Consider the following 17,698-nt stretch of genomic DNA (forward strand, 5'->3'; position numbering starts at 1 on the left):
GTCAGCCCGCCGCGGGAACGTGGTGGCTTTGCCGGCCCCCCGCGCTGAGGATGTCGGCATGAATGACCACAGCGCGAACGCGGTCGGCGAGCAGGAGGAAGCGCTACCCGGGGGCAACATGGGGGGTGCAACACGTGTCGGTGCCACTGTTCGACGCGGTGCCGGGGCCTGGAGCCCGACGATTCAACGCCTGCTACGACATCTACATGAGCGTGGCGTCACCTGGGCTCCGCAACCGCTCGGGACCGACGAGCACGGACGAGACAGCGTCTCCTACCTGCCGGGCATCGTGCCGCAGTACCCGTTGCCGGACTGGATCTGGAGCGACGGCGTCCTCGCCGAGGCAGGTCGCCACCTCGCACAACTTCACCACGCCAGCGCCAGCTTCGACACTGTCGGCGGAGTGTGGCAGTTCCCGGTGCGACAGCCAGCTGAGGTCATCTGTCACAACGACTTCGCGCCGTACAACATGGTCTTCGCCGACCGGCGGCTCACCGGAGTCATCGACTGGGACACGGCCTCGCCCGGTCCCCGGTCGTGGGATCTGGCCTACCTTGCCTACCGGCTGGTGCCGCTGGCCCATCCCGACAACGGCGACGCAATCTACAGTGACCTGGGCGAGCGGGCACGTCGGCTGCGCGTGCTCTGCAATGCCTACGGCTCGGGGCAAGACCCTGCTCACGTCCTCCAGGTCGCGGTCCACCGACTACACGACCTCGCCGCCTTCACCGAGACGCGGGCTGATCAGGGACAGGAAGACATTCGCAGCCACGTCGGGCTCTACCGACGCGACGCGAGGTGGATCACCGCGCACGCCGATCAGTTGGACCGGGATGTCGCCTAGGCCACCAGTGCCCCATTGGTCCCGCACGGCATGCGTTGGATGCGCGAGATCCCGCGCATGAGCAGCTGGGCTGCGGCGGAGTCGGCGCTGAGGGACACTCGACTCTGCCTTGGCGGGCTGCGCAGCGGCGAAGTGCGACCGGGTTTAGGTGTTGGCGGGGGTGGCTTCGCCGGCGGGTTGGAAAAGTTCGATGAGGTTGCCGGCGGGGTCGGCGAGCAGGATCTGACGGCCGCCGGGCCCGGAGACCAGTTCACTGCGGAACGCGAGGCCAGCGTCGCGGAGCCGGTCGATCTCGGTGTCCAGGTCGTCGACGATGAGGTGGATGCGGTTGCGGCCGGGGCTGGTGGCGTCGTCAGGGGTGGCGCGGGCCCCGGAGCTGGCGGGTCCGGACAGCAGCAGTCGTAGCGGGCCGCGGACCACGTCGGCAAAGGCGGGGGCGGCGCTGGTCTTGAGGTGAAAACCCAGGTGGGCGGTGTAGAAGTCGACGGCGGCGTGCACATCGTCGACGAGGTAGCGGACGCTGACGTACTGCTCGGGTGTGCTCACAGTCTGGTCTCCTGGGGTTCGGTGGCGAGGACGGGCAGCAGATGCCGCACGCGGGTGTCGATGCCGGCCGCAACCTGCAGGAAGGCGGGGTAGTCGTCCCGGGTGCCGGCTGCGGCGGGGTCGGGAATGCTCCAGTGCATTTGGCCGTCCGGGTTACCGAAGTCGGGGCAGACTTCGCGGGCCTTGTCGCACAGGGTGATCACGTAATCGAAGCGGCGGCCGGTGAGCGAGTCCAGGTGCCGCGGGTGCCGGCTCGCGACGTCGACGCCGAAGTGATCGCGCAGCGCCCGGACGGCATGGGGGTGCAGCTGCGGTCGAGGGCGGGTTCCTGCGCTGGTCACCTGCACGTGGCCGGCGGTGTGGCGTCGGAGCTGGGCTTCGGCGATGGGGGAACGTGCGCTGTTGCCCGTGCACACGAACAGCACGGTTCGCGGCGGGTGGATCGGCGGGGCCGGTGGGGCGCTGCCCAACTGCAGGGAGGGGTGCAGAGCGGTGCCGGTGCCCGCCAGCGCCTGGGCGCAGCTGTCGAGGTCGAGGTGGTAGTAGGTGTCGCGGCCGTCGAAGCTGCTGCGGGTGGCGGTGACCAGGCCGCCGTCGCGCAGCAGCCGTAGGTGGTAGGAGACCAGGTTCTGCGGCTGGGCCAGGAGGCTGACCAGTTCGCGGACCCGCAGGTCGCTGCGGGCGAGTTCGATCAGCATTTGCCAGCGCAGCGGGTGTGCGGCCAGCCGGACGAACGGCGGCGCGGTGTGAGTCGGCGACCCCATGACCACGAAGATACATCAAACCCGTTTGATCGGGTTGGGTCGAGCGGTAATGTGGCCACGGTCGAGTCACCGACGGTGAGCCGGACCTCGCCGGGCTTGCCGACCAGGTGGTCGGCCCACTTCGTCGGCACGAACCCGGCCAGGGCGCCGGCGGCGTACGGCGTCCAGCCACACAGTCAGCTCAGGTCAGGTCCGGAGCCAGCGATCAAACCAGGAGCGGGTCCGGCGCAGGACGTCGAGTTGGTGGTTGCGTTCCCGGATCGAGTGGCTCTCTCTCGGGTAGATCACGAACTCGTGCTCGACGTCGAAGTGGCGCAGCGCCCGGTGCAGGTACACGGCCTGTCCGAGGGGGACGTTTGTGTCCTCGGCGCCGTGCAGGATGAGCACCGGAGTGCGGATGTTGCTGGCGAAGGAGATCGGGCTGACCGCGTCGTGTGGGTGGGGACCGATGCCGGACCAGCCGGTGCTGCCGCCGAGTGCGGCTTCGAACTGGCCGTTCTCCCCGGTCGCGGCGAGCATGCCCCAGTCGACGATGCCGGCGCCGACCAGCGCGGCGCGGAACCGGTCGGTTTGGCCGATGGCCCAGGCGGACATGAAGCCGCCGTGGCTCCAGCCAGCGATGCCCAGCCGGTCGGGGTCGGCGATGCCCTCGGCGACGAGCAGGTCGATGCCGGTCAGGATGTCGGTCCACTCCTGCTGCCCGACCCGGCCGGCGACGCTGGCCGCGAACTGGTGGCCATGGCCCTGGCCGCCGCGTGGGTTGGGCAGCAACACCGCGTAGCCGGCGGCCGCCAACCACTGCGCACTGGGGAACCAGAACAGCTGGCAACGATCGGCGTAGCGATCGTACGGGCCTCCGTGCACGATCGTGACCAGCGGGAAGGGGCCCTCCGATGCGGTCTTTCCGACCGGCAGCACGAGCAAGCCGTCCAGGTCGAGGCCGTCTGTGGCGCGATAGGCCAGCGGTTGTTGCGTGCCAAGTGGAACGCCGTCGAGTTCCGGTCGGGTGTCGGTGATTCTGCGCAGCGGCCCGGATGGCGCTCCGATGTAAAGATTCGCGGGCTGATAGCGGGTGCCGGTCAGTACCCCGATTTTGTCGCCGGCAGGGGTGGTGGTGACGTTGTCGAGGCGTCCGGGTTGGTGCGACAGGGTCGTGAGGTCGGTGGGGTCGAGCCGGGCCAGGGTCGTGTTCAGGCCGTCGGCGAACACCACGAGCGGGGCGGCGTCGGTCTGGCACAGTTCGGTGGGGCACATCGTGAGACCGGCGGTGCGGTTGCGCAGGACGCGGCTGTCAACGGCCAGGTCGAACACGGCGGTGCCGGCCTGCAGAACCGGTGGGGTGAGCGCGATGTAACCGAGGTGCCAACCGTTCGCGCCCGGCCACCAGGCCAGAGATCGTGCGTCGACCTCGACCGGTCCGAGGTCCTCCTCGGTCCCGGTCGTGGGGTCGAACAGGTGCAGTTGGCCGGTGCGTGGACCGTAGTCGTTGTCAGCGCTGGCCCAGGTCAGCACGGCAATTGGGCCGCCGTCGGGACGTTGGCGCAGTTCCACGACGTGCCGGTCACCGAACACACTCGGGGTGGTGACCTGGCCGGTGCGCAGGTCGAGCAGGCGCATCCGGGCACGTGGTTCCCGCTCGCCGACGACGATGGCGTCGTCGCGGTCCCGGGCGCCGCCGGCGTCCTGCTCGGTGGGTTCGTCCTCGGCGAGCAGAGCGACCAGGTTGGGGTCGCTGAGCGGCAGGTGGTCGAGGACGCCGCCGCGCCAACTGGACAACATGGTCATCGTGCCGTCGGCAAGGGTGAGCCCGTGCAGTTGCGGGGTACCGCGGTCGGCGCGGTCGGACAAGAAGAACACCGTTCCCGAGTCGACCGACCAGCGTGGCTGGGATTCGGTCGCGGTGTCGGCGGTCGCCCGGCGTGATGCGACGGTGGCATCGGTGTCGACGAGCCAGAGTTCGGTGTCGAGGTGGTCACCAATCCGGCTGAGGGGAGCGAGGACGTAGCAGAGCAGGCGCCCGTTCGGTGCGAGCGCCGGGGCCTGCGGGGCGCGACCATCGACCACGAGTTCGGCGGTGAGACCCGTCATGTGACGAGTCTGCCAGCATCCACGAAACACCATGCGACCGATCCGGTGCTGTATCGACGCACTGGCGAGGCATGATGTCCCCATGGACGCGCGCCCGCCAGCCATGGCGCGAGCGAGAACGGCTTGCCGCCGTCCGCTGCCGGGACGAGTAGGTGTCGGAGCAGCGTGACCTGATGTTCTCCGTAGAGGAACGCGACCGGATCCAGCGGCGGCTGCTGCATCTGGCGGAACAAGACCCCGGTGTCGTCGCCGCCGCGGTCACCGGCTCGCACGCCACCAACGACGAGGATCGGTGGTCGGACATCGATCTGGCCTTCGGGGTCAGTGACCCGCTCGAGGCCGTCATGCGTCGATGGACGCAAAGATGTATCAGGACTTCGCGGCGGTCCACCACTGGGATCTGACGGCCGGGTCCGCGATCTACCGGGTGTTCCTGCTGCCTCACTGCCTGGAAGTCGACCTCTCCTTCAGCCCGGAAGGCGAGTTCGGGCCGCGAGGCCCGCGTTGGCGACTCACGTTCGGGCGTTCCACACCACCCCGGGCCCCCGCGTCGAGCGGCCACGACGACGCGGCCGGCCTGGCATGGCACCACGCGCTGCACGCACGGATCAGCATCGAACGAGGCAGATTCTGGCAAGCGGAGCACTGGATCAGCGCCATGCGGACCCAGACGATCGCACTCGCCTACCAGCGTCTGGGCCACCCCACCAGCTACGCCAAAGGCGCCCACCTACTGCCCTCCGACATCACCGGCCCGCTCGAAACGACATTGGTCCGTTCCACTGATGAGGCCGAGTTACGCCGTGCGCTCTCGGCCGCCGTAACGGCCCTGACCGCGGAACTCACCCGTACGGACGCGACGCTGGCCGATCGGTTACACCCGGTTCTCACCGAACTCGCCGCGATCGATCGCCCGCCGTCGACGGGACGCGCTCCGCACTCGGATGACGGCGGGTGTTGACTGAGCCGATGGTCAAGATGTTGGCTGTGCCCCAGGCCCGGGCAACAGATCGATGTCCGTAGCCCGCATGGGCTGTTCGCACTCCGAGCACCGAAGTTCGACGTGACTGATCTCGCCGCAGGCGTGGTGGCGGTAGAGCACCGGCGGGCCGGCGTCGCCCGCCGTCCACCGGTCACCCCAGCGCACCATGACAAGCAGCAGGTCACATAGCTCCCTGCCCTTGTCGGTGAGCAGGTATTCGTGCCGGACCGGGCGGGCGGAATACTCACGCCGGGCCAGGACGCCCTGTTCGACCAGCCAGTTCAGCCGCTCGGCGAGCACCTTGCGGGACATGCCTAGGCCCCGCTGGAGTTGCTCGAAGCGGTGCGTGCCGGCGTAGACGTCCCGCAGGATCAGCGGAGACCACGGCTCACCGATGACGTCGAGGGTGCGGGCGATCGAGCACGCCATGGCGCCGAATTGCGTTCGCTGCATGACGCCACGATACGCAAGATGGTTCCTTCAAGGAACTGACTCTGTTAGCGTCGGAACCGGTCCGTTCCTTGAGGAGATGGACTGGTCCGAGCCCCTCTGCGCGCGTATGGAAGCCGAAAGAGGCCCGCATGAACCAGCCGCCGATCGTCCCGACCGGGGACTGGCAAGACGCAGTGAACACCTTGCGAGTCCACGAAAAGGCACTTACCCGCCAGCTCGACGCGGTAGCCGCGGCGCGTCGCCGGCTACCGATGACGCCAGTCGAGCAGGACTACGTGTTCGAGGGCCCGTCCGGGCCTGCCAGTCTGACCGACTTGTTCCAAGGCCGCCGCCAGCTCATCGTGTACACCTTCATGTGGCACGGCGTCGACGCTGTCTGCTCCGGCTGCTCGATGTTCACCGACAACGTCGGACAGCTGGCCCACCTCAACGCCCGCGACGTCACCCTGGCGTTGACGTCCCATGGCCCCCTGGACGACCTGCTGGCGCTGCGGCGGCGAATGGGTTGGGCCCTGCCCTGGTACTCGTCGCTGAACAACAGCTTCATCGCCGACATGGGAACCGGTGACGGATTCGCGCTGAACGTCTTCCTCCGCGCCGATGACCGGACTTTCCGCACTTACACCACCACCGCCCGGGGCGTGGAACGGCTCGGCAGTAACTGGTCCTTCCTCGACCTGACGCCATACGGCCGACAGGAGACCTGGGAGGACTCGCCGGAAGGCTGGCCGCAGACCCAGCCCTACCAGTGGTGGCGGCTGCACGACGAGTACGACACGACCAAGGATCCGTCATGACCGTCGATACGCCAGTCGCTGAACTCCTCTTCGGGCAGGAAGATGCGACACCCTTCAATACCGACATGGCGACACTCAAGCCTTGGAGCCAGGCATTGACCTGTCTGGACTCGGCGCACAAGTGTTGGCTGTCCACCGTCGGACCGGACGGCCGTCCACATGCCGCGCCGGTGATGCTGGTGCTGGTGGACGGGGCGCCGTGCATTGCGAGCCGCCCGAACTCCCGCAAGAGCCGAAACCTGGCCGGCAACCCCCGCGCTGTCATCACCGTGAGCAGCGAAGACCTCGACCTGGTGGTCAGCGGTGGAGCTCACCAGGTGTCGGGCGACACCGCGCTGCACCGGGTGGCCGCCGCCTTCGCAACGAAGTACGGCTGGAGCTTCGCCATCAGGGACGGCCGAGCCCATGACGAGAGTCTGCCGGGATCACCGCAGTATGCCTTTTACGAGGTCTCCCCCGTCCGGGCTTTCGGCTACGGCACGGACGGGCTGACTGCGACTCGTTGGCGGTTCAACCGCACCTGACTGCCGGGCTGCGTCATGAACCGTCGCCGGCACGTCCGGCCCCACATCATGAGTGACCGGGCTCGGGGCAACCCAGAGCGTCACCCCGAGCCCGGTCACTGATAGTTGGTCTGGGCCACACTCCTCAATGTCGAGGCCGCGGGCCTCAGTGGGCGGGCTTGCCGAACCAGCGGGAGAGGTGGTCGTCCAGATCCTGCTGGTCGTCGCCGATCCAGGCGACGTGCCCGTCGGGGCGCAGCAGGACGCAGGGGACATCCAGTCCTGCGGTGGGGTCCGCGAGGTGATCGACCCGGTCTGACCAGCCGCCAACGGTGAGGCGTTCGGTGCGGTCCAGCAGCAGACCGCGGCCGCGGCCCAGCAGACCATAGAGGTGGCCCTGCTTCACGTCGATGTCGGGCAGACGGCGACCGAGCAGGTCGGGCCCCGCGCCGAAGTCGTAGCGGATGCCGATGGCGGTGATCTTTTCCAACAGATGGAGGTTCACCTCGTCGAAGTCCATCAACTCGATGAGGAGCCTCCGCACGGCCTGTGGGCCCGGTTCGGTGGACAGCAGCTCCGTCTGGGCTCGGGTGTTGTCCAGCACCTCCTCGGCGACCGGGCGCCGTTCGGCCTGGTAGGTGTCCAGCAGTGTCTCCGGCGCCCAGCCGCGGATGCGCGCGGCCAGTTTCCAGCCGAGGTTGACTGCGTCCTGAATGCCGAGGTTGAGGCCCTGCCCGCCGATGGGCGGATGGATGTGCGCCGCGTCGCCGGCCAGCAGCACCCGCCCGACCCGATAACTGTCGGCCAACCGGGTGGCATCGCCGAAGCGGGACAACCAGCGCGGGGAGTGCACGCCGAAGTCGGTCCCGGCGATGGTGAGCAACTGGCGCTTGAAATCCTCGAGGGTGGGCGGTTCGGCGCGGTCGCTGACCCCGGCGGCGGGCACCAGGACGCTGTAGACCCCGATGCCTGCGGGCCGGAGCCAGAATCGCTGATGGGTCTCGCGGATCTCGGCCACCACGGCGGCGACCTCCTCCTGCGGGACGCCCACCTCCATCTCGCCCATCAGACTCTCGGTCCGGGCGGGCTCCCCGGGAAAGCCGACGCCGAGCAGTTTGCGCACCGTGCTGCGCCCGCCGTCGCACCCGACGAGGTAGCGCGCCCGCAACTGCTCCCCGTCGGCCAACTCGACGGTCACCCCCTCGTCGTCCTGCTCGAACCCGACGACCGCCCGACCGCGCCGGACCTGCGCGCCGAGGTCGATGGCGTGCTCTTCGAGCAGACGTTCGATGATCGGCTGCGGGATGCCCAACAGATAGGCGTACCGGGAATCCAGGCCCTTGGGCGCGGGCTTGGCGATGGCGGCGAAGAAGGCGCTGGCCGGACGCTGCCGCCCGTGCGGCTGGATGCGTTCCAGCAGCCCGCGCATCGCCATCAGCTCCAGACTGCGGATGTGCAGGCCGACGATGCGGACGGCCGATGGCGGCTCGGTTTCCCTCTCCACGATGAGGACCCGCACGTCGTGCAGCCGCAGCTCGGCCGCGAGCATCGCACCGGTCGGCCCGCATCCGGCAATGATCACGTCGTACGTGTGGGCCGCACGATCGGCGTTGGGAGCCGACGATGCTGGGCGGATGTCGCCCACGGTGGAGTCGCGCTCGACCGGATCGGTCGACGGCGGGTCGGCGGTGAATTGCGGAGGATGCATAGGTGTTGCCTCTCGGGAGTGCCGTGTTGGCAAGGCGCTCCCGGCGACACCTACGTCAATCGCCCGACCGTGACGGCAAGGGGGAGCACCCACATCGCTACAACGTTCATGGGTCTCACCTCCTCGGGCGGTGTCGCGGTCAACTGCAAGCTATATCCCCCAGCGTGATCCCGTCGAGTCGTTTCCTCGTCACGTGATCACGGCGTCTGGTGGGTCAGCGATCGGTGGAGCCACTCGGCCATCAGCGCGCGTTCGGCATCGGTGAGCCCCGGGAGGTCGGGCAGCACCGTCGCGAAGGTCACCGCGACCGCGTTCGCGGTGGTGTCGGGTGTTACCGGAGTTGTTGCCAGGATGCTGGTGAGTACGGCATCGAGCATGGCCTCACCCAGACCGAGGTCGCGCTGCCCGGTGGGCATTCCCAGCAGCGTGAGGATGGTTCCGTTGCCCGCCGAGTGGATCATCATCAGCGCGCGCTCCTCGTCGACCCGGAGGAGGCCGGCTGCGGCGAGTCGTCGGACGCGGCGACGTAGCACGTCGAGGCCGGCGATCGTTGCCGGCGAGGGTGCACCACTCCCCCGGGTGGCGATCAGTGCGTACAGCTCGGGGTTTGTCAGGCCGAACTCCACGTGCGCGCGCCATCCGGCGCGCAGGTCCGTGACCGGGTCGCCGTCCGCTGCGACCGATTTGCCACTGACGTAGGTGGCCATGACGTGCTCGGCGACGGCGTCGATGAGTCCGTCCTTGTCGCCGAACAGGCGATAGATGGTCGGCGCCTGCACGCCCGCGGCCTGGGCGACGGCGCGCGTCGTCACCGCGTTAGCGCCCTTCTCACGCAGCAGTTGGGTCGCTGCCGCGACGATGCCCGCACGGACGTCGTCGCGGGTGTCCTGCGTCGTCACCATGAACCGATGCTAACAGTGACTTGTTATCCATGAATTACCGGTGATAACGTTCCCGGCGTAACGTCGATAACAAAGGAGTGTTCATGATGATCGTCGTCACCGGTGCCACTGGCCAGCTCGGGTCCCAGATCGTCGACCGGCTGCTCGACCGGCTGTCACCCGAGGCCGTGGGCGTGAGCGTGCGCGACGCCGACAGGGCCGCCGGCCTCGCCGAGCGCGGGGTGCGGGTGCGCGCCGGGGACTTCACCGACCCGGCCACGCTGGGGCACGCCTTCGAGGGTGCTGACAAGGTCCTCATCGTCTCCGCCGCCATCCGCGGCCCCGGCGCTTTCGTCGCGAACCGCGCCGCCATCGACGCCGCCCGCGCCGCGGGAGCCAGTCGAATCCTCTACACCAGCCACCAGGCCGCCTCCCGGGACTCGCTCTTCGCCGCCCAGCCCACGCACGCCGCGACCGAGGAACACCTGGCCGGACTGGGGGTTCCCTTCACCTCCCTGCGCAACGGGTTCTACGCGAGCACGCTCAGCTTCTCCATCGGCACGGCGCTGGAGACCGGGCAACTCGTGGCGCCGGCGGACGGCCCGGTCTCCTGGACCGCGCACGCCGACCTGGCCGAGGCGGCAGCCGTCGCTCTCACCGAGGACGGCGTACTCGACGGGGTCACGGCGCCGCTGACCGCCTCGGAGATGCTCGACCTCGAAGCGGTGGCCGCCATCCTCAGCGATATCACGGGCCGCACCGTCGAACGTGTTGTCGCGGATGACGACCAGTGGCGGGCGGCCGCCATCGAGCGAGGCATGCCCGCCGCGGCGGCCGACTTCACTCTCGGCATCTACCGCGCGGCGCGAGAGAAGGAGTTCGCCGTGACCGATCCGACGCTGGAGACAGTCATCGGCCACCGCCCGACGCCCGTCCGCACGGTGCTTGAGGCCATCGTCGCCCAGCGCTGACGCGCCCGCGAGCCGATCAGCGCGGCATCGCCCGTGTATTTATCGCCGTGCCCTGGATTTGACCCTCGACCGGGTTGAGACCCGACCATCGGCGACATGACCGACCAAGCGACCGCCGACCCGACCATGACCCGCATCGTCGAGGCCGTGCAGCTCGGCCAGACCGGCGCACCTGCCCGAGCCCGTGAGCAGCTCACCGCGTTGTGGGACGAACTCGGCCCCACCGGTGACGCCCTGCACCGCTGCACCCTGGCGCACTACCTCGCCGACCTTCAGGACACCACCGAGGCGGAGCTGGCCTGGGACGAACGCGCCCTGGCCGCCGTGGCCGACCTGACCGACGAACGCGCCCAGCGGTATCTGTCCTCGCTCCAGGTCCAGGCGTTCCTGCCGTCGCTGTACCTCAACCTGGCCGACTGCCACCGGCGCCTGGGCAACGTCGGCCCGGCCCGGGAGCACCTTGCCCGAGCCCGCGAGCACCTGGTGCGGCTACCGGACGACCCCTACGGCGAGAGCATCCGCGCCGCGGTCCGGGACTTCGTCGAGGACGATCCGACCGACCGCCGGCGGTAGCGGTCGGTCGGGTCACCGGTCCTGGCGAGCGACGCCCGCGCGGTATTCCTGCGGCGAACGTCCGTAGTGGGCACGGAAGAGACGGCTGAAGTGGGCCTTGTCCGGGAAACCCCAACGGGCGGCGATGGCCTGGATCGGCTGTCGCAGCAGCGGGTTGCCGAGATCACGACGGCACTGCTCCAGGCGCTTGGCGCGGATGAGTTCGGCAACCGTCGTCGACTCCGCTTCGAACAGGCGGTGCAGCGACCGCGGCGAGATGTGGTGGGCGGCGGCGACGCTGCGAGGGCTGAGTTCGTCACTGTCGAGGTGGCGGTCGATGAAGTCGACGACCCGGGCCCGCAGTGCGGTCTGCCGCGCCTCCGGTGACAGGGTGTCCTCGATGTCGAGGTACTGAGCGAGCGCGGCAGTGAGCAGGTCCACCGCCACCCCGCCCAGGATCTCGGCCTGGGCCGGCTCGAACTGCTCCGGGTGCGCCGCGATGCTGCGCAGGTGGTGGGCCAACAGCCCGCCGACGCCGAGGTGCGACGGCATCGGCGTGGCCAGCAGGCGGCGGAGCCGGTCCGGCGCCAGGGGCAGCGCCGCGTGCGGTATCTGCACGGTGATCGTGGTGGCGAGACCGGTGCCGTCCGTGTGATGCCGGGCGACGTGCGGCCGCGCGGTATCCAGGAGGGTGAAATGGTTCGCGGCTTCCAGTGTGGACTCGGTGCGGTCCTGGATCAAGGTGCTGCGACCCGTCAGTGGTAGCGCGAGTTGATACACATCCCCCTCGGCTCGGCGGACCAGTTTCGTGGGCCGGATCGAGTCCAGTGACGGGTAGCGCAGCGAGGTCATCCGAATGCGGCCGAGATCGATGGCCTGCGCCGTAGGCCACGAAATTGTCCAGGTGGCCGCTGCTGATGTGCGCCGGCGCCGTCTCCTGAGCGACCAGGGCATACCAGAAGGCGAATCGGTCCGCCGGGGGCAGCACCGTCGTGTCCACCACCAGGTTGGGCAACACCCTGCTCGCCTCCCCCCATATGCGAGGATGGATTCTTGCATGCCTCGACTTTCTTTACCCATGACGGGAATCCCACGCCCGGTGCTACCCGGCGGGTTGGCGAATGTCGGCGGTGACCGGCGCCGACCTGCGGGAGGCAGCCGACGAGACGACCAGGGTGCTGCTGCCACACCGGGACCACGACTGGTCGGTGCCGGCCGGCTCGCTGAGCTGGAGCTGCTGGACCACCGCGGCGCACGTCGCGCACGACCTCCTCGCGTACGCGGGCCAGGTCACCGGCCGCCCGGATGACGGCTATCTGCCGTACGACCTACGGGTCTCCCCCGACGCGAGCCCGACGCAGGTGCTCACAGTGGTGCGGGCCTGCGCCGGTCTGCTCGCCGCCGCCGTCGACGCCGCCCCGCCGGATGTGCGGGCCTGGCACTGGGGCCCGTGCGATCCGGCCGGTTTCGCCGCCATGGGCGTGGCCGAGACCCTGCTGCACACCCACGACATCACCCTGGGTTTCGGTGTGCCGTGGCAGCCGCCGCAGCGGCTGAGCGCGCTGGTGCTGCGCCGACTCTTCCCGGACGCCCCGCCCGGGGCTGCGCCCGAGGTGCTGCTCTGGATGACCGGCCGCGGTGAGCTGCCCGGCCGCGACCGGCGCACCTCCTGGAACTGGCGGGCCGCACTCGACTGACTCACACCAGCGTGAAGGGGCAGGTGGTCGCCTGCCGGGCGACCACCCCGTTTTGGAGCGTTCCGGTCAGGTCCAGCGGCGCTGCCGGGCTAGCCGGCGTCGAGTGAGTGCCGGTGGCCGTCGAGCGGGAAGGGCGGCCGGGCCGGCAGCACCTCCTGGAACGCGAAGCCGCACTTCTGCGCCACCCGGCAGGACGCGACGTTGTCCACCTGGTGCAGCAGGTCGAGACGCGCCACCTCGGGGAAGCGGTCGAACGCCCAGCGGCTCAGCGCGGTGACCGCGCGCGGGGCGACGCCGCGGCCGCGTGCCCACGACGCCGTCCAGTAGCCGACCTCCGGGGCCGGGCGCTCCGGCGTGATCCCCTTGAGCACCACGTTGCCCACCAGCCGAGCGCCGTCGGCCTGCTCTTCGAGGACGGCGAAGGTGTACCGCCGGCCGTCGGCCCAGTCGCGCAGCACCCCTTCCAGCCACCGTCGCGCCTCGGCGGCGGTGGTCACCGGAGCTGTGGTCCAGCGGCGCAGGACCGGATCCCGGTACGCCTGCACCAGCTCATCCAGGTCGTCGGCGCACCAGGGACGCAGGGCGACACCCGGCGTCGAGGGCATGTCGGGTGACCGCGATTCGATCAGCATCGGCACAGTCTGCCGTGGCCGTGACCCGGGGTCAGCCCCGACGGCGCCACCGCCGCCACCAGTGCCGGCGGGGGCGGCGCGCTGGCGGCAGTACGGCCGCCGTCTGGGTGACGGTCGTCGTAACCTTGGGCCGGGCCCGCTCGGCGCGCCAACGGCGGACCACGTCCTCGGTGTTCACCGGACGCACCGCGACCCGGGGGCCGTCGTCGGGGAAGCGCAGCCACGCCACGATCTGCGCGTTCAGCTGCCCCACGAAGTCGCGGACGGACTGTTCGGTGGGCAGGTCACGGACCTCGTCGGGGACCTGCTCGATGCGTCGGCGCAGTTGCAGCGACGTGGGCAGGAGCAGGTCACTGGGGAGCGCCTCGCGGTCCAGGAAACTCTTGATCCACCATGCCTCGTCATACGGCGCCCCCCGACCGGGGATCGGCTTGCCCATGCCGGGCAGGTCGTCGAACTCGCCGCGCTGAACGGCATCCTGGATCTTCGCCTCCACTGACGCTTCCCACGCCTCGGTCACCGTGCGGCACCTCCCTGGCCACCGTAACGCGCCGCCTCCGGCCGGCGACACGCACTTGCCAGGGGTCAGCACGCTCGCAACGGTGGGCATTCCCGCCGACGGTGCCGCCGTTGCACCGAACGCGGGTGGATCACCCGGATCGCAGGCCACTGCCTGCCAGGTGGCCCTGGGTTGGGATGTTCATCCTGATTACGGTCGGTGTGGGATCCATCGGACGGGGGAAGCGTCGTGGTGAGTACGGGTGCACTGCTGGGCATCGCGCTGGTGGCGTTGGGGCTGGTGCTCACGCCCGGCCCGAACATGGTCTACCTGGTGTCCCGCTCGGTGGCGCAGGGCCGCCGGGCCGGGCTGGTCTCACTGCTCGGGGTGGCCGCCGGTTTCGGCGTCTACCTGGCGGCGGCGGTCGCCGGCCTGGCCACCGTCTTCGTCCTGGTGCCGACGCTGTACGCGGTGGTGAAGCTGGCCGGCGCCGGCTACCTGCTCTGGCTGGCCTGGCGGACGCTGCGTCCGGGTGGGCACTCGCCGTTCAGGCCCGCGCCGCTGCCGCCGGACCCGCCCCGGCGGCTGTTCACCATGGGCCTGGTCACCAACCTGCTGAACCCGAAGATCGCGATCCTCTACGTGTCGTTGCTGCCGCAGTTCATCGACCCGACGCGGGGGCATCTGGCCACGCAGAGCCTGCTGCTCGGTCTGACCCAGATCGTCGTGGCGCTGAGCGTGAACGCGCTGATCGTGCTCAGCGCCGGCTCGCTGGCCGGGTTCTTCGCCCGCCGACCGGTGTGGTTGCGGGTGCAGCGCTGGGTGACCGGCACCGCGCTCGCGGCGCTGGCCGTGCGCATCGCCGCCGACCGCTCACGCGCGGCCGTCGCCACGCCCTGACCCGGGCGGTCAGCGCCCCCGGTGGCGGCCGAGCATCCCGGCTGCCAGCGGCGCGGCGTCCAGGTCACCGGCGGCGAGGCGGGCGGCGAGGGTACGGCGTACCAGCCGGTCGGCCAGCGCGGGCGCGTGCCGGCCGACGGCCATCTCCAGGCGGCCGCGTGCGGTGGTCGCCACGTCCCGGGGCGCCCGCCGGGCGGTGGCGGTCCGCAGGATCGCCGCGACCACCCCTTCGACGGGCTCGGGGCGCGACACCCCTTGCAGGGACAGCCCGGCCTCCGCGGTGCTGTCGTGGATCGGTGAGGCGACCATGCTCGGGTAGACGACGCTGACCCCGACGTGGGTGCCCACCTCGTGGCGCAGCGCGTCGGCGTAGGCGACCAGGGCCCGTTTGCTCACCCCGTACGCGGCGGCGAGCGGGAGGGGCAGGACCGCCATCCGGCTGGCCACGAAGATCACCCGTCCGCGTGCGGTGAGCAGCGGGGGCAGCGCGGCGGCGGTGGTGCGCCAGGCGGCGAGGAGGTTGACCTCCAGTTGCCGGCGGACCACCTCGTCGGGAGGCAACTCGGCCGGCGCGGGACCACCGATCCCGGCGTTGTTGATCAGCAGATCGAGCCCGCCGAGCCGGTCGACGGCGGCCCGCACCGCCGCCGGTACGGCGTCCGGGTCGGTCAGGTCACAGCCCAGCACCGGCACGTCGTCGTCGGGACGGGCGTGCAGGTCGAGCCCCACCACCCGGGCGCCGGCCGCGCTCAGCGCGGCGCCGAGGTGGCGGCCGAAGGTCCCGCTCGCCCCGGTGACCAGCACCCGCCGACCGGCCAGGGATCGGCCGCTCATCGGGGTGCCCCCACCGAGGGCGCCGTGCCGGAGCGGGCGCGGCGGGTCCCGGCGGTCAACTCCCGGGCCAGCTCGGCCAGGTAGACGTCGAAGTCCACCCGCATCGCCGGGCGGCGCTGACCCCAGCGGGCGGTCGCGGCTCGCAGTTCGGCCCGGCACGCGGCGCGCTGCCGCTCCGGGTCCGGCAGCGCGTACCGGCCGGCGAGGTGCGCGGCGATCAGCTTGGCCTGCGCCTCGACCAGGGGGAACGCGGAGCCGGTGGACTGCATCAACCCGACGAAGCTCAGCCCGGGGGCGTCGGGGTGGAACACGTGCCGGTACAACGGCAGGGTGTCGACGCCCCCGCCGAGCAGCGCCGGATCGAGGAACGGGACCTCCACCCGGTAGCCGGTGCACCAGACGATCAGATCGACGCTGTCGCTGCGGCCGTCGGTGAACTCCACCCGGTCGCCGTCGAGGGCGGCGACGCCGGGTCGGGCCTCGACGTCACCGTGGGTCAGCCGCGACAGCAACCCGTCGGAGAGCGTCGGGTGGTCCTGCAGGAAGCCGTGCGTCGGTGCGGGCAGCCCGTAGCGGGCGGGGTTGCCGACGGTGGCGCTCAGCATCGTCTGGCTGATGCGTTGGCGCAGACGCCACGGCAGTCGGCGGGCCAACGCACCGTTGAGGGTGTCCGAGGGGCGCCCCAGCAGGTACTTCGGCACCACCCAGACGCCCCGGCGCAGCGACAGAAGAGTGCGGGTGGCGGCGTACGACGCGTCGACGGCGATGTCCATCGCGGAGTTGCCGCCGCCGACGACGAGGACCCGCCGGCCGGCCAACTGCTCCGGGCCCCGGTAGTCGTGGCTGTGGATCTGCTCGGCGGTACAGGTGCCGGGGTAGCCGGGGTCGGGCAGCCGGGGCACCCGGTTGTGCCCGTTGGCGACGACCACGGCGTCGACGGTGACCTCGACCGGGCCGGTCGGGCCACTGGCGGCCACCGTCCAGGTGCCGTTGGGATGCTGGGTGACCCGCTCGACGGTGTGGCGCAGCCGGATGGTGTCGGCTAGCCCGAAACGGTTGGCGTAGTCGGCGAGGTAACCGGCGACACGACGGTGGTCCGGGTAGTCTGGCCAGTCGGTCGGCATCGGGTGGTCGGCGAACTGGGTGCGACCACGGCTGGTGTTGAGGTGCAGCGTGCGGTACGCGGGCGAGTCAGGTGCCCCGTACACCCAGAGGCCGCCGACCTGCTCGGCGGCCTCGAAGCCGACCGTCGGCACGTCGACGTCGTGTAGTGCCTTGATCGCGGCGAGCCCCGCGGCGCCCGCCCCGATCACCGCCACCCGAGGTGGTACGTCCATTGCCGCCCCCATTTAATCCAACGTCTGATGGATAATCGTCGTGCGGCGGCGGCCCGTCAAGGGGTCGGTGATCCGTAGAGCCCGTCGAGCAGGCGGTGCACGAACGCCCGGAACTCGCGCCGTTCCCGAGCGCCGGGCGCACCCGCGGCCAGCGCCACCACGTGCCCGTGCGTCGCCCACACCAGACTGCGCACGGTGATGTGCGGGGTCGGCTCGGCGAGGGCGCCGGTCGCCGCGGCGGCGGTGAGCAGCTCCGCGACCAGCCGGTACAACGGGTCGGCGTAGCGCTGGTCGAGCTCGGCGTGCCGCTGCGGTTCCAACCAGCGGCGCAGCCACAGCGCGGTGGTCTCGGGGCGGTCCTCCAGGAAGTCGACGAAGACGTCGACCAGCTCGTGCAGGGCTCGTCGCGCCGCGTCCGGACCGGCGTCGAGAGCGGCGCGGGCCTGCTCGGCGGCCTCGGCGAGGACGTCCCGCTCGGCGGCGAACACCCGGGCGAAGCACGCGTCGTAGAGCGCTGCCTTCGTACCCGTGTGGTGCGCGACCGTGGCGACGTCGACCCCGGCGGCGGCGGCGACCTCCCGCAGCCCGACGGCGTCGAAGCCCCGCTCGGCGAAGAGCGCGGTCGCCGCGGTGAGCACCACCTCGCGGGTCGGCCGGGTCTCGTCGCGGCGGGGCCGACCCGGGCGGCGGCGGGGCATGGTCATGACCCT

Annotated in this window: 21 protein-coding genes; 9 read left to right on the forward strand and 12 right to left on the reverse strand. The window is 70.6% G+C overall.

Going from position 1 to position 17,698, the window contains the following annotated elements:
• Positions 1-58 precede the first annotated feature (58 nt).
• The gene (locus tag ACFYP0_RS02405) at positions 59-844 is read left to right on the forward strand and encodes an aminoglycoside phosphotransferase family protein (RefSeq protein WP_356977771.1); all 786 of its coding nucleotides are present in this window, start codon (positions 59-61) and stop codon (positions 842-844) included.
• 144 nt (positions 845-988) lie between these two features.
• Here the strand turns inward: ACFYP0_RS02405 and ACFYP0_RS02410 are convergent, their stop codons facing one another.
• From ACFYP0_RS02410 to ACFYP0_RS02420, 3 genes are all read right to left on the reverse strand, one after another.
• Positions 989-1,390 (reverse strand): VOC family protein, encoded by a 402-nt coding sequence (locus ACFYP0_RS02410; protein WP_356977769.1) that lies wholly within the window; start codon positions 1,388-1,390, stop codon positions 989-991.
• Positions 1,387-2,154 carry an arsenate reductase/protein-tyrosine-phosphatase family protein gene (locus ACFYP0_RS02415; RefSeq protein ID WP_356977767.1) on the reverse strand — a complete coding sequence of 256 codons (768 nt, stop codon included), beginning with the start codon at positions 2,152-2,154 and terminating at the stop codon, positions 1,387-1,389. The genes ACFYP0_RS02410 and ACFYP0_RS02415 overlap by 4 nt, the downstream gene beginning before the upstream one ends.
• A 186-nt stretch (positions 2,155-2,340) precedes the next feature.
• Complete coding sequence (locus ACFYP0_RS02420; protein WP_356977765.1) at positions 2,341-4,242, reverse strand: S9 family peptidase; 1,902 nt, start codon at positions 4,240-4,242, stop codon at positions 2,341-2,343.
• 152 nt (positions 4,243-4,394) lie between these two features.
• Between ACFYP0_RS02420 and ACFYP0_RS02425 the strand changes: the two genes are divergently transcribed.
• Complete coding sequence (locus tag ACFYP0_RS02425) at positions 4,395-4,646, forward strand: nucleotidyltransferase domain-containing protein (protein ID WP_356977763.1); 252 nt, start codon at positions 4,395-4,397, stop codon at positions 4,644-4,646.
• On the forward strand, positions 4,607-5,203 hold the full coding sequence (locus ACFYP0_RS02430) for a hypothetical protein (protein ID WP_356977761.1): 597 nt from the start codon (positions 4,607-4,609) through the stop codon (positions 5,201-5,203). The genes ACFYP0_RS02425 and ACFYP0_RS02430 overlap by 40 nt, the downstream gene beginning before the upstream one ends.
• 12 nt (positions 5,204-5,215) lie before the next feature.
• Here the strand turns inward: ACFYP0_RS02430 and ACFYP0_RS02435 are convergent, their stop codons facing one another.
• Positions 5,216-5,677: a winged helix-turn-helix transcriptional regulator gene (locus ACFYP0_RS02435; RefSeq protein ID WP_356977759.1), complete on the reverse strand. Its 462-nt coding sequence runs from the start codon at positions 5,675-5,677 to the stop codon at positions 5,216-5,218.
• Between the two features lie 128 nt (positions 5,678-5,805).
• Here ACFYP0_RS02435 and ACFYP0_RS02440 point away from each other — a divergent pair, with 128 nt between their 5' ends.
• Together ACFYP0_RS02440 and ACFYP0_RS02445 are read left to right on the forward strand one after the other, a co-directional pair.
• Positions 5,806-6,474, forward strand: coding sequence for a DUF899 domain-containing protein (locus ACFYP0_RS02440; RefSeq protein WP_356977757.1), 669 nt, complete (start codon positions 5,806-5,808; stop codon positions 6,472-6,474).
• Positions 6,471-6,998, forward strand: coding sequence for a pyridoxamine 5'-phosphate oxidase family protein (locus tag ACFYP0_RS02445; protein ID WP_356977755.1), 528 nt, complete (start codon positions 6,471-6,473; stop codon positions 6,996-6,998). The genes ACFYP0_RS02440 and ACFYP0_RS02445 overlap by 4 nt, the downstream gene beginning before the upstream one ends.
• A gap of 145 nt (positions 6,999-7,143) precedes the next feature.
• Here ACFYP0_RS02445 and ACFYP0_RS02450 read toward each other — a convergent pair whose 3' ends face one another.
• Positions 7,144-8,526, reverse strand: a complete 1,383-nt coding sequence (locus ACFYP0_RS02450; protein ID WP_386994839.1) for an FAD-dependent monooxygenase — start codon at positions 8,524-8,526, stop codon at positions 7,144-7,146.
• 356 nt (positions 8,527-8,882) lie between these two features.
• Positions 8,883-9,587, reverse strand: coding sequence for a TetR/AcrR family transcriptional regulator (locus ACFYP0_RS02455; RefSeq protein WP_386994048.1), 705 nt, complete (start codon positions 9,585-9,587; stop codon positions 8,883-8,885).
• Between the two features lie 83 nt (positions 9,588-9,670).
• Between ACFYP0_RS02455 and ACFYP0_RS02460 the strand changes: the two genes are divergently transcribed.
• Together ACFYP0_RS02460 and ACFYP0_RS02465 are read left to right on the forward strand one after the other, a co-directional pair.
• Positions 9,671-10,537, forward strand: a complete 867-nt coding sequence (locus ACFYP0_RS02460) for an NmrA family NAD(P)-binding protein (protein WP_386994050.1) — start codon at positions 9,671-9,673, stop codon at positions 10,535-10,537.
• Positions 10,538-10,633: 96 nt separating this feature from the next.
• Positions 10,634-11,110, forward strand: coding sequence for a hypothetical protein (locus ACFYP0_RS02465; protein ID WP_386994052.1), 477 nt, complete (start codon positions 10,634-10,636; stop codon positions 11,108-11,110).
• A 12-nt stretch (positions 11,111-11,122) separates the two neighbouring features.
• Here the strand turns inward: ACFYP0_RS02465 and ACFYP0_RS02470 are convergent, their stop codons facing one another.
• Complete coding sequence (locus ACFYP0_RS02470) at positions 11,123-12,169, reverse strand: helix-turn-helix domain-containing protein (protein ID WP_386994054.1); 1,047 nt, start codon at positions 12,167-12,169, stop codon at positions 11,123-11,125.
• A gap of 41 nt (positions 12,170-12,210) precedes the next feature.
• Here ACFYP0_RS02470 and ACFYP0_RS02475 point away from each other — a divergent pair, with 41 nt between their 5' ends.
• Positions 12,211-12,786, forward strand: coding sequence for a maleylpyruvate isomerase N-terminal domain-containing protein (locus ACFYP0_RS02475; protein ID WP_386994056.1), 576 nt, complete (start codon positions 12,211-12,213; stop codon positions 12,784-12,786).
• Between the two features lie 89 nt (positions 12,787-12,875).
• Here ACFYP0_RS02475 and ACFYP0_RS02480 read toward each other — a convergent pair whose 3' ends face one another.
• Entirely contained in the window at positions 12,876-13,418 is a 543-nt protein-coding gene (locus ACFYP0_RS02480; protein ID WP_386994057.1) for a GNAT family N-acetyltransferase, read from the reverse strand.
• 31 nt (positions 13,419-13,449) lie between these two features.
• Positions 13,450-13,938 carry a DnaJ family domain-containing protein gene (locus tag ACFYP0_RS02485; protein ID WP_386994059.1) on the reverse strand — a complete coding sequence of 163 codons (489 nt, stop codon included), beginning with the start codon at positions 13,936-13,938 and terminating at the stop codon, positions 13,450-13,452.
• A 228-nt stretch (positions 13,939-14,166) separates the two neighbouring features.
• Here ACFYP0_RS02485 and ACFYP0_RS02490 point away from each other — a divergent pair, with 228 nt between their 5' ends.
• Positions 14,167-14,817, forward strand: coding sequence for a LysE family translocator (locus ACFYP0_RS02490; RefSeq protein WP_091398236.1), 651 nt, complete (start codon positions 14,167-14,169; stop codon positions 14,815-14,817).
• A gap of 9 nt (positions 14,818-14,826) precedes the next feature.
• Here the strand turns inward: ACFYP0_RS02490 and ACFYP0_RS02495 are convergent, their stop codons facing one another.
• Genes ACFYP0_RS02495 through ACFYP0_RS02505 form a run of 3 tightly spaced genes read right to left on the reverse strand, consistent with a single transcriptional unit; the run spans position 14,827 to position 17,692 of the window.
• On the reverse strand, positions 14,827-15,651 hold the full coding sequence (locus tag ACFYP0_RS02495) for an SDR family NAD(P)-dependent oxidoreductase (protein ID WP_386994062.1): 825 nt from the start codon (positions 15,649-15,651) through the stop codon (positions 14,827-14,829).
• On the reverse strand, positions 15,648-16,988 hold the full coding sequence (locus ACFYP0_RS02500) for a flavin-containing monooxygenase (protein ID WP_386994065.1): 1,341 nt from the start codon (positions 16,986-16,988) through the stop codon (positions 15,648-15,650). The genes ACFYP0_RS02495 and ACFYP0_RS02500 overlap by 4 nt, the downstream gene beginning before the upstream one ends.
• Before the next feature lie 56 nt (positions 16,989-17,044).
• Complete coding sequence (locus ACFYP0_RS02505; RefSeq protein WP_386994067.1) at positions 17,045-17,692, reverse strand: TetR/AcrR family transcriptional regulator; 648 nt, start codon at positions 17,690-17,692, stop codon at positions 17,045-17,047.
• Between the last annotated feature and the right edge of the window lie 6 nt (positions 17,693-17,698).

Source organism: Micromonospora arida, assembly GCF_042873195.1.
In the GTDB taxonomy this organism is placed as follows: Bacteria; Actinomycetota; Actinomycetes; order Mycobacteriales; family Micromonosporaceae; genus Micromonospora; species Micromonospora arida.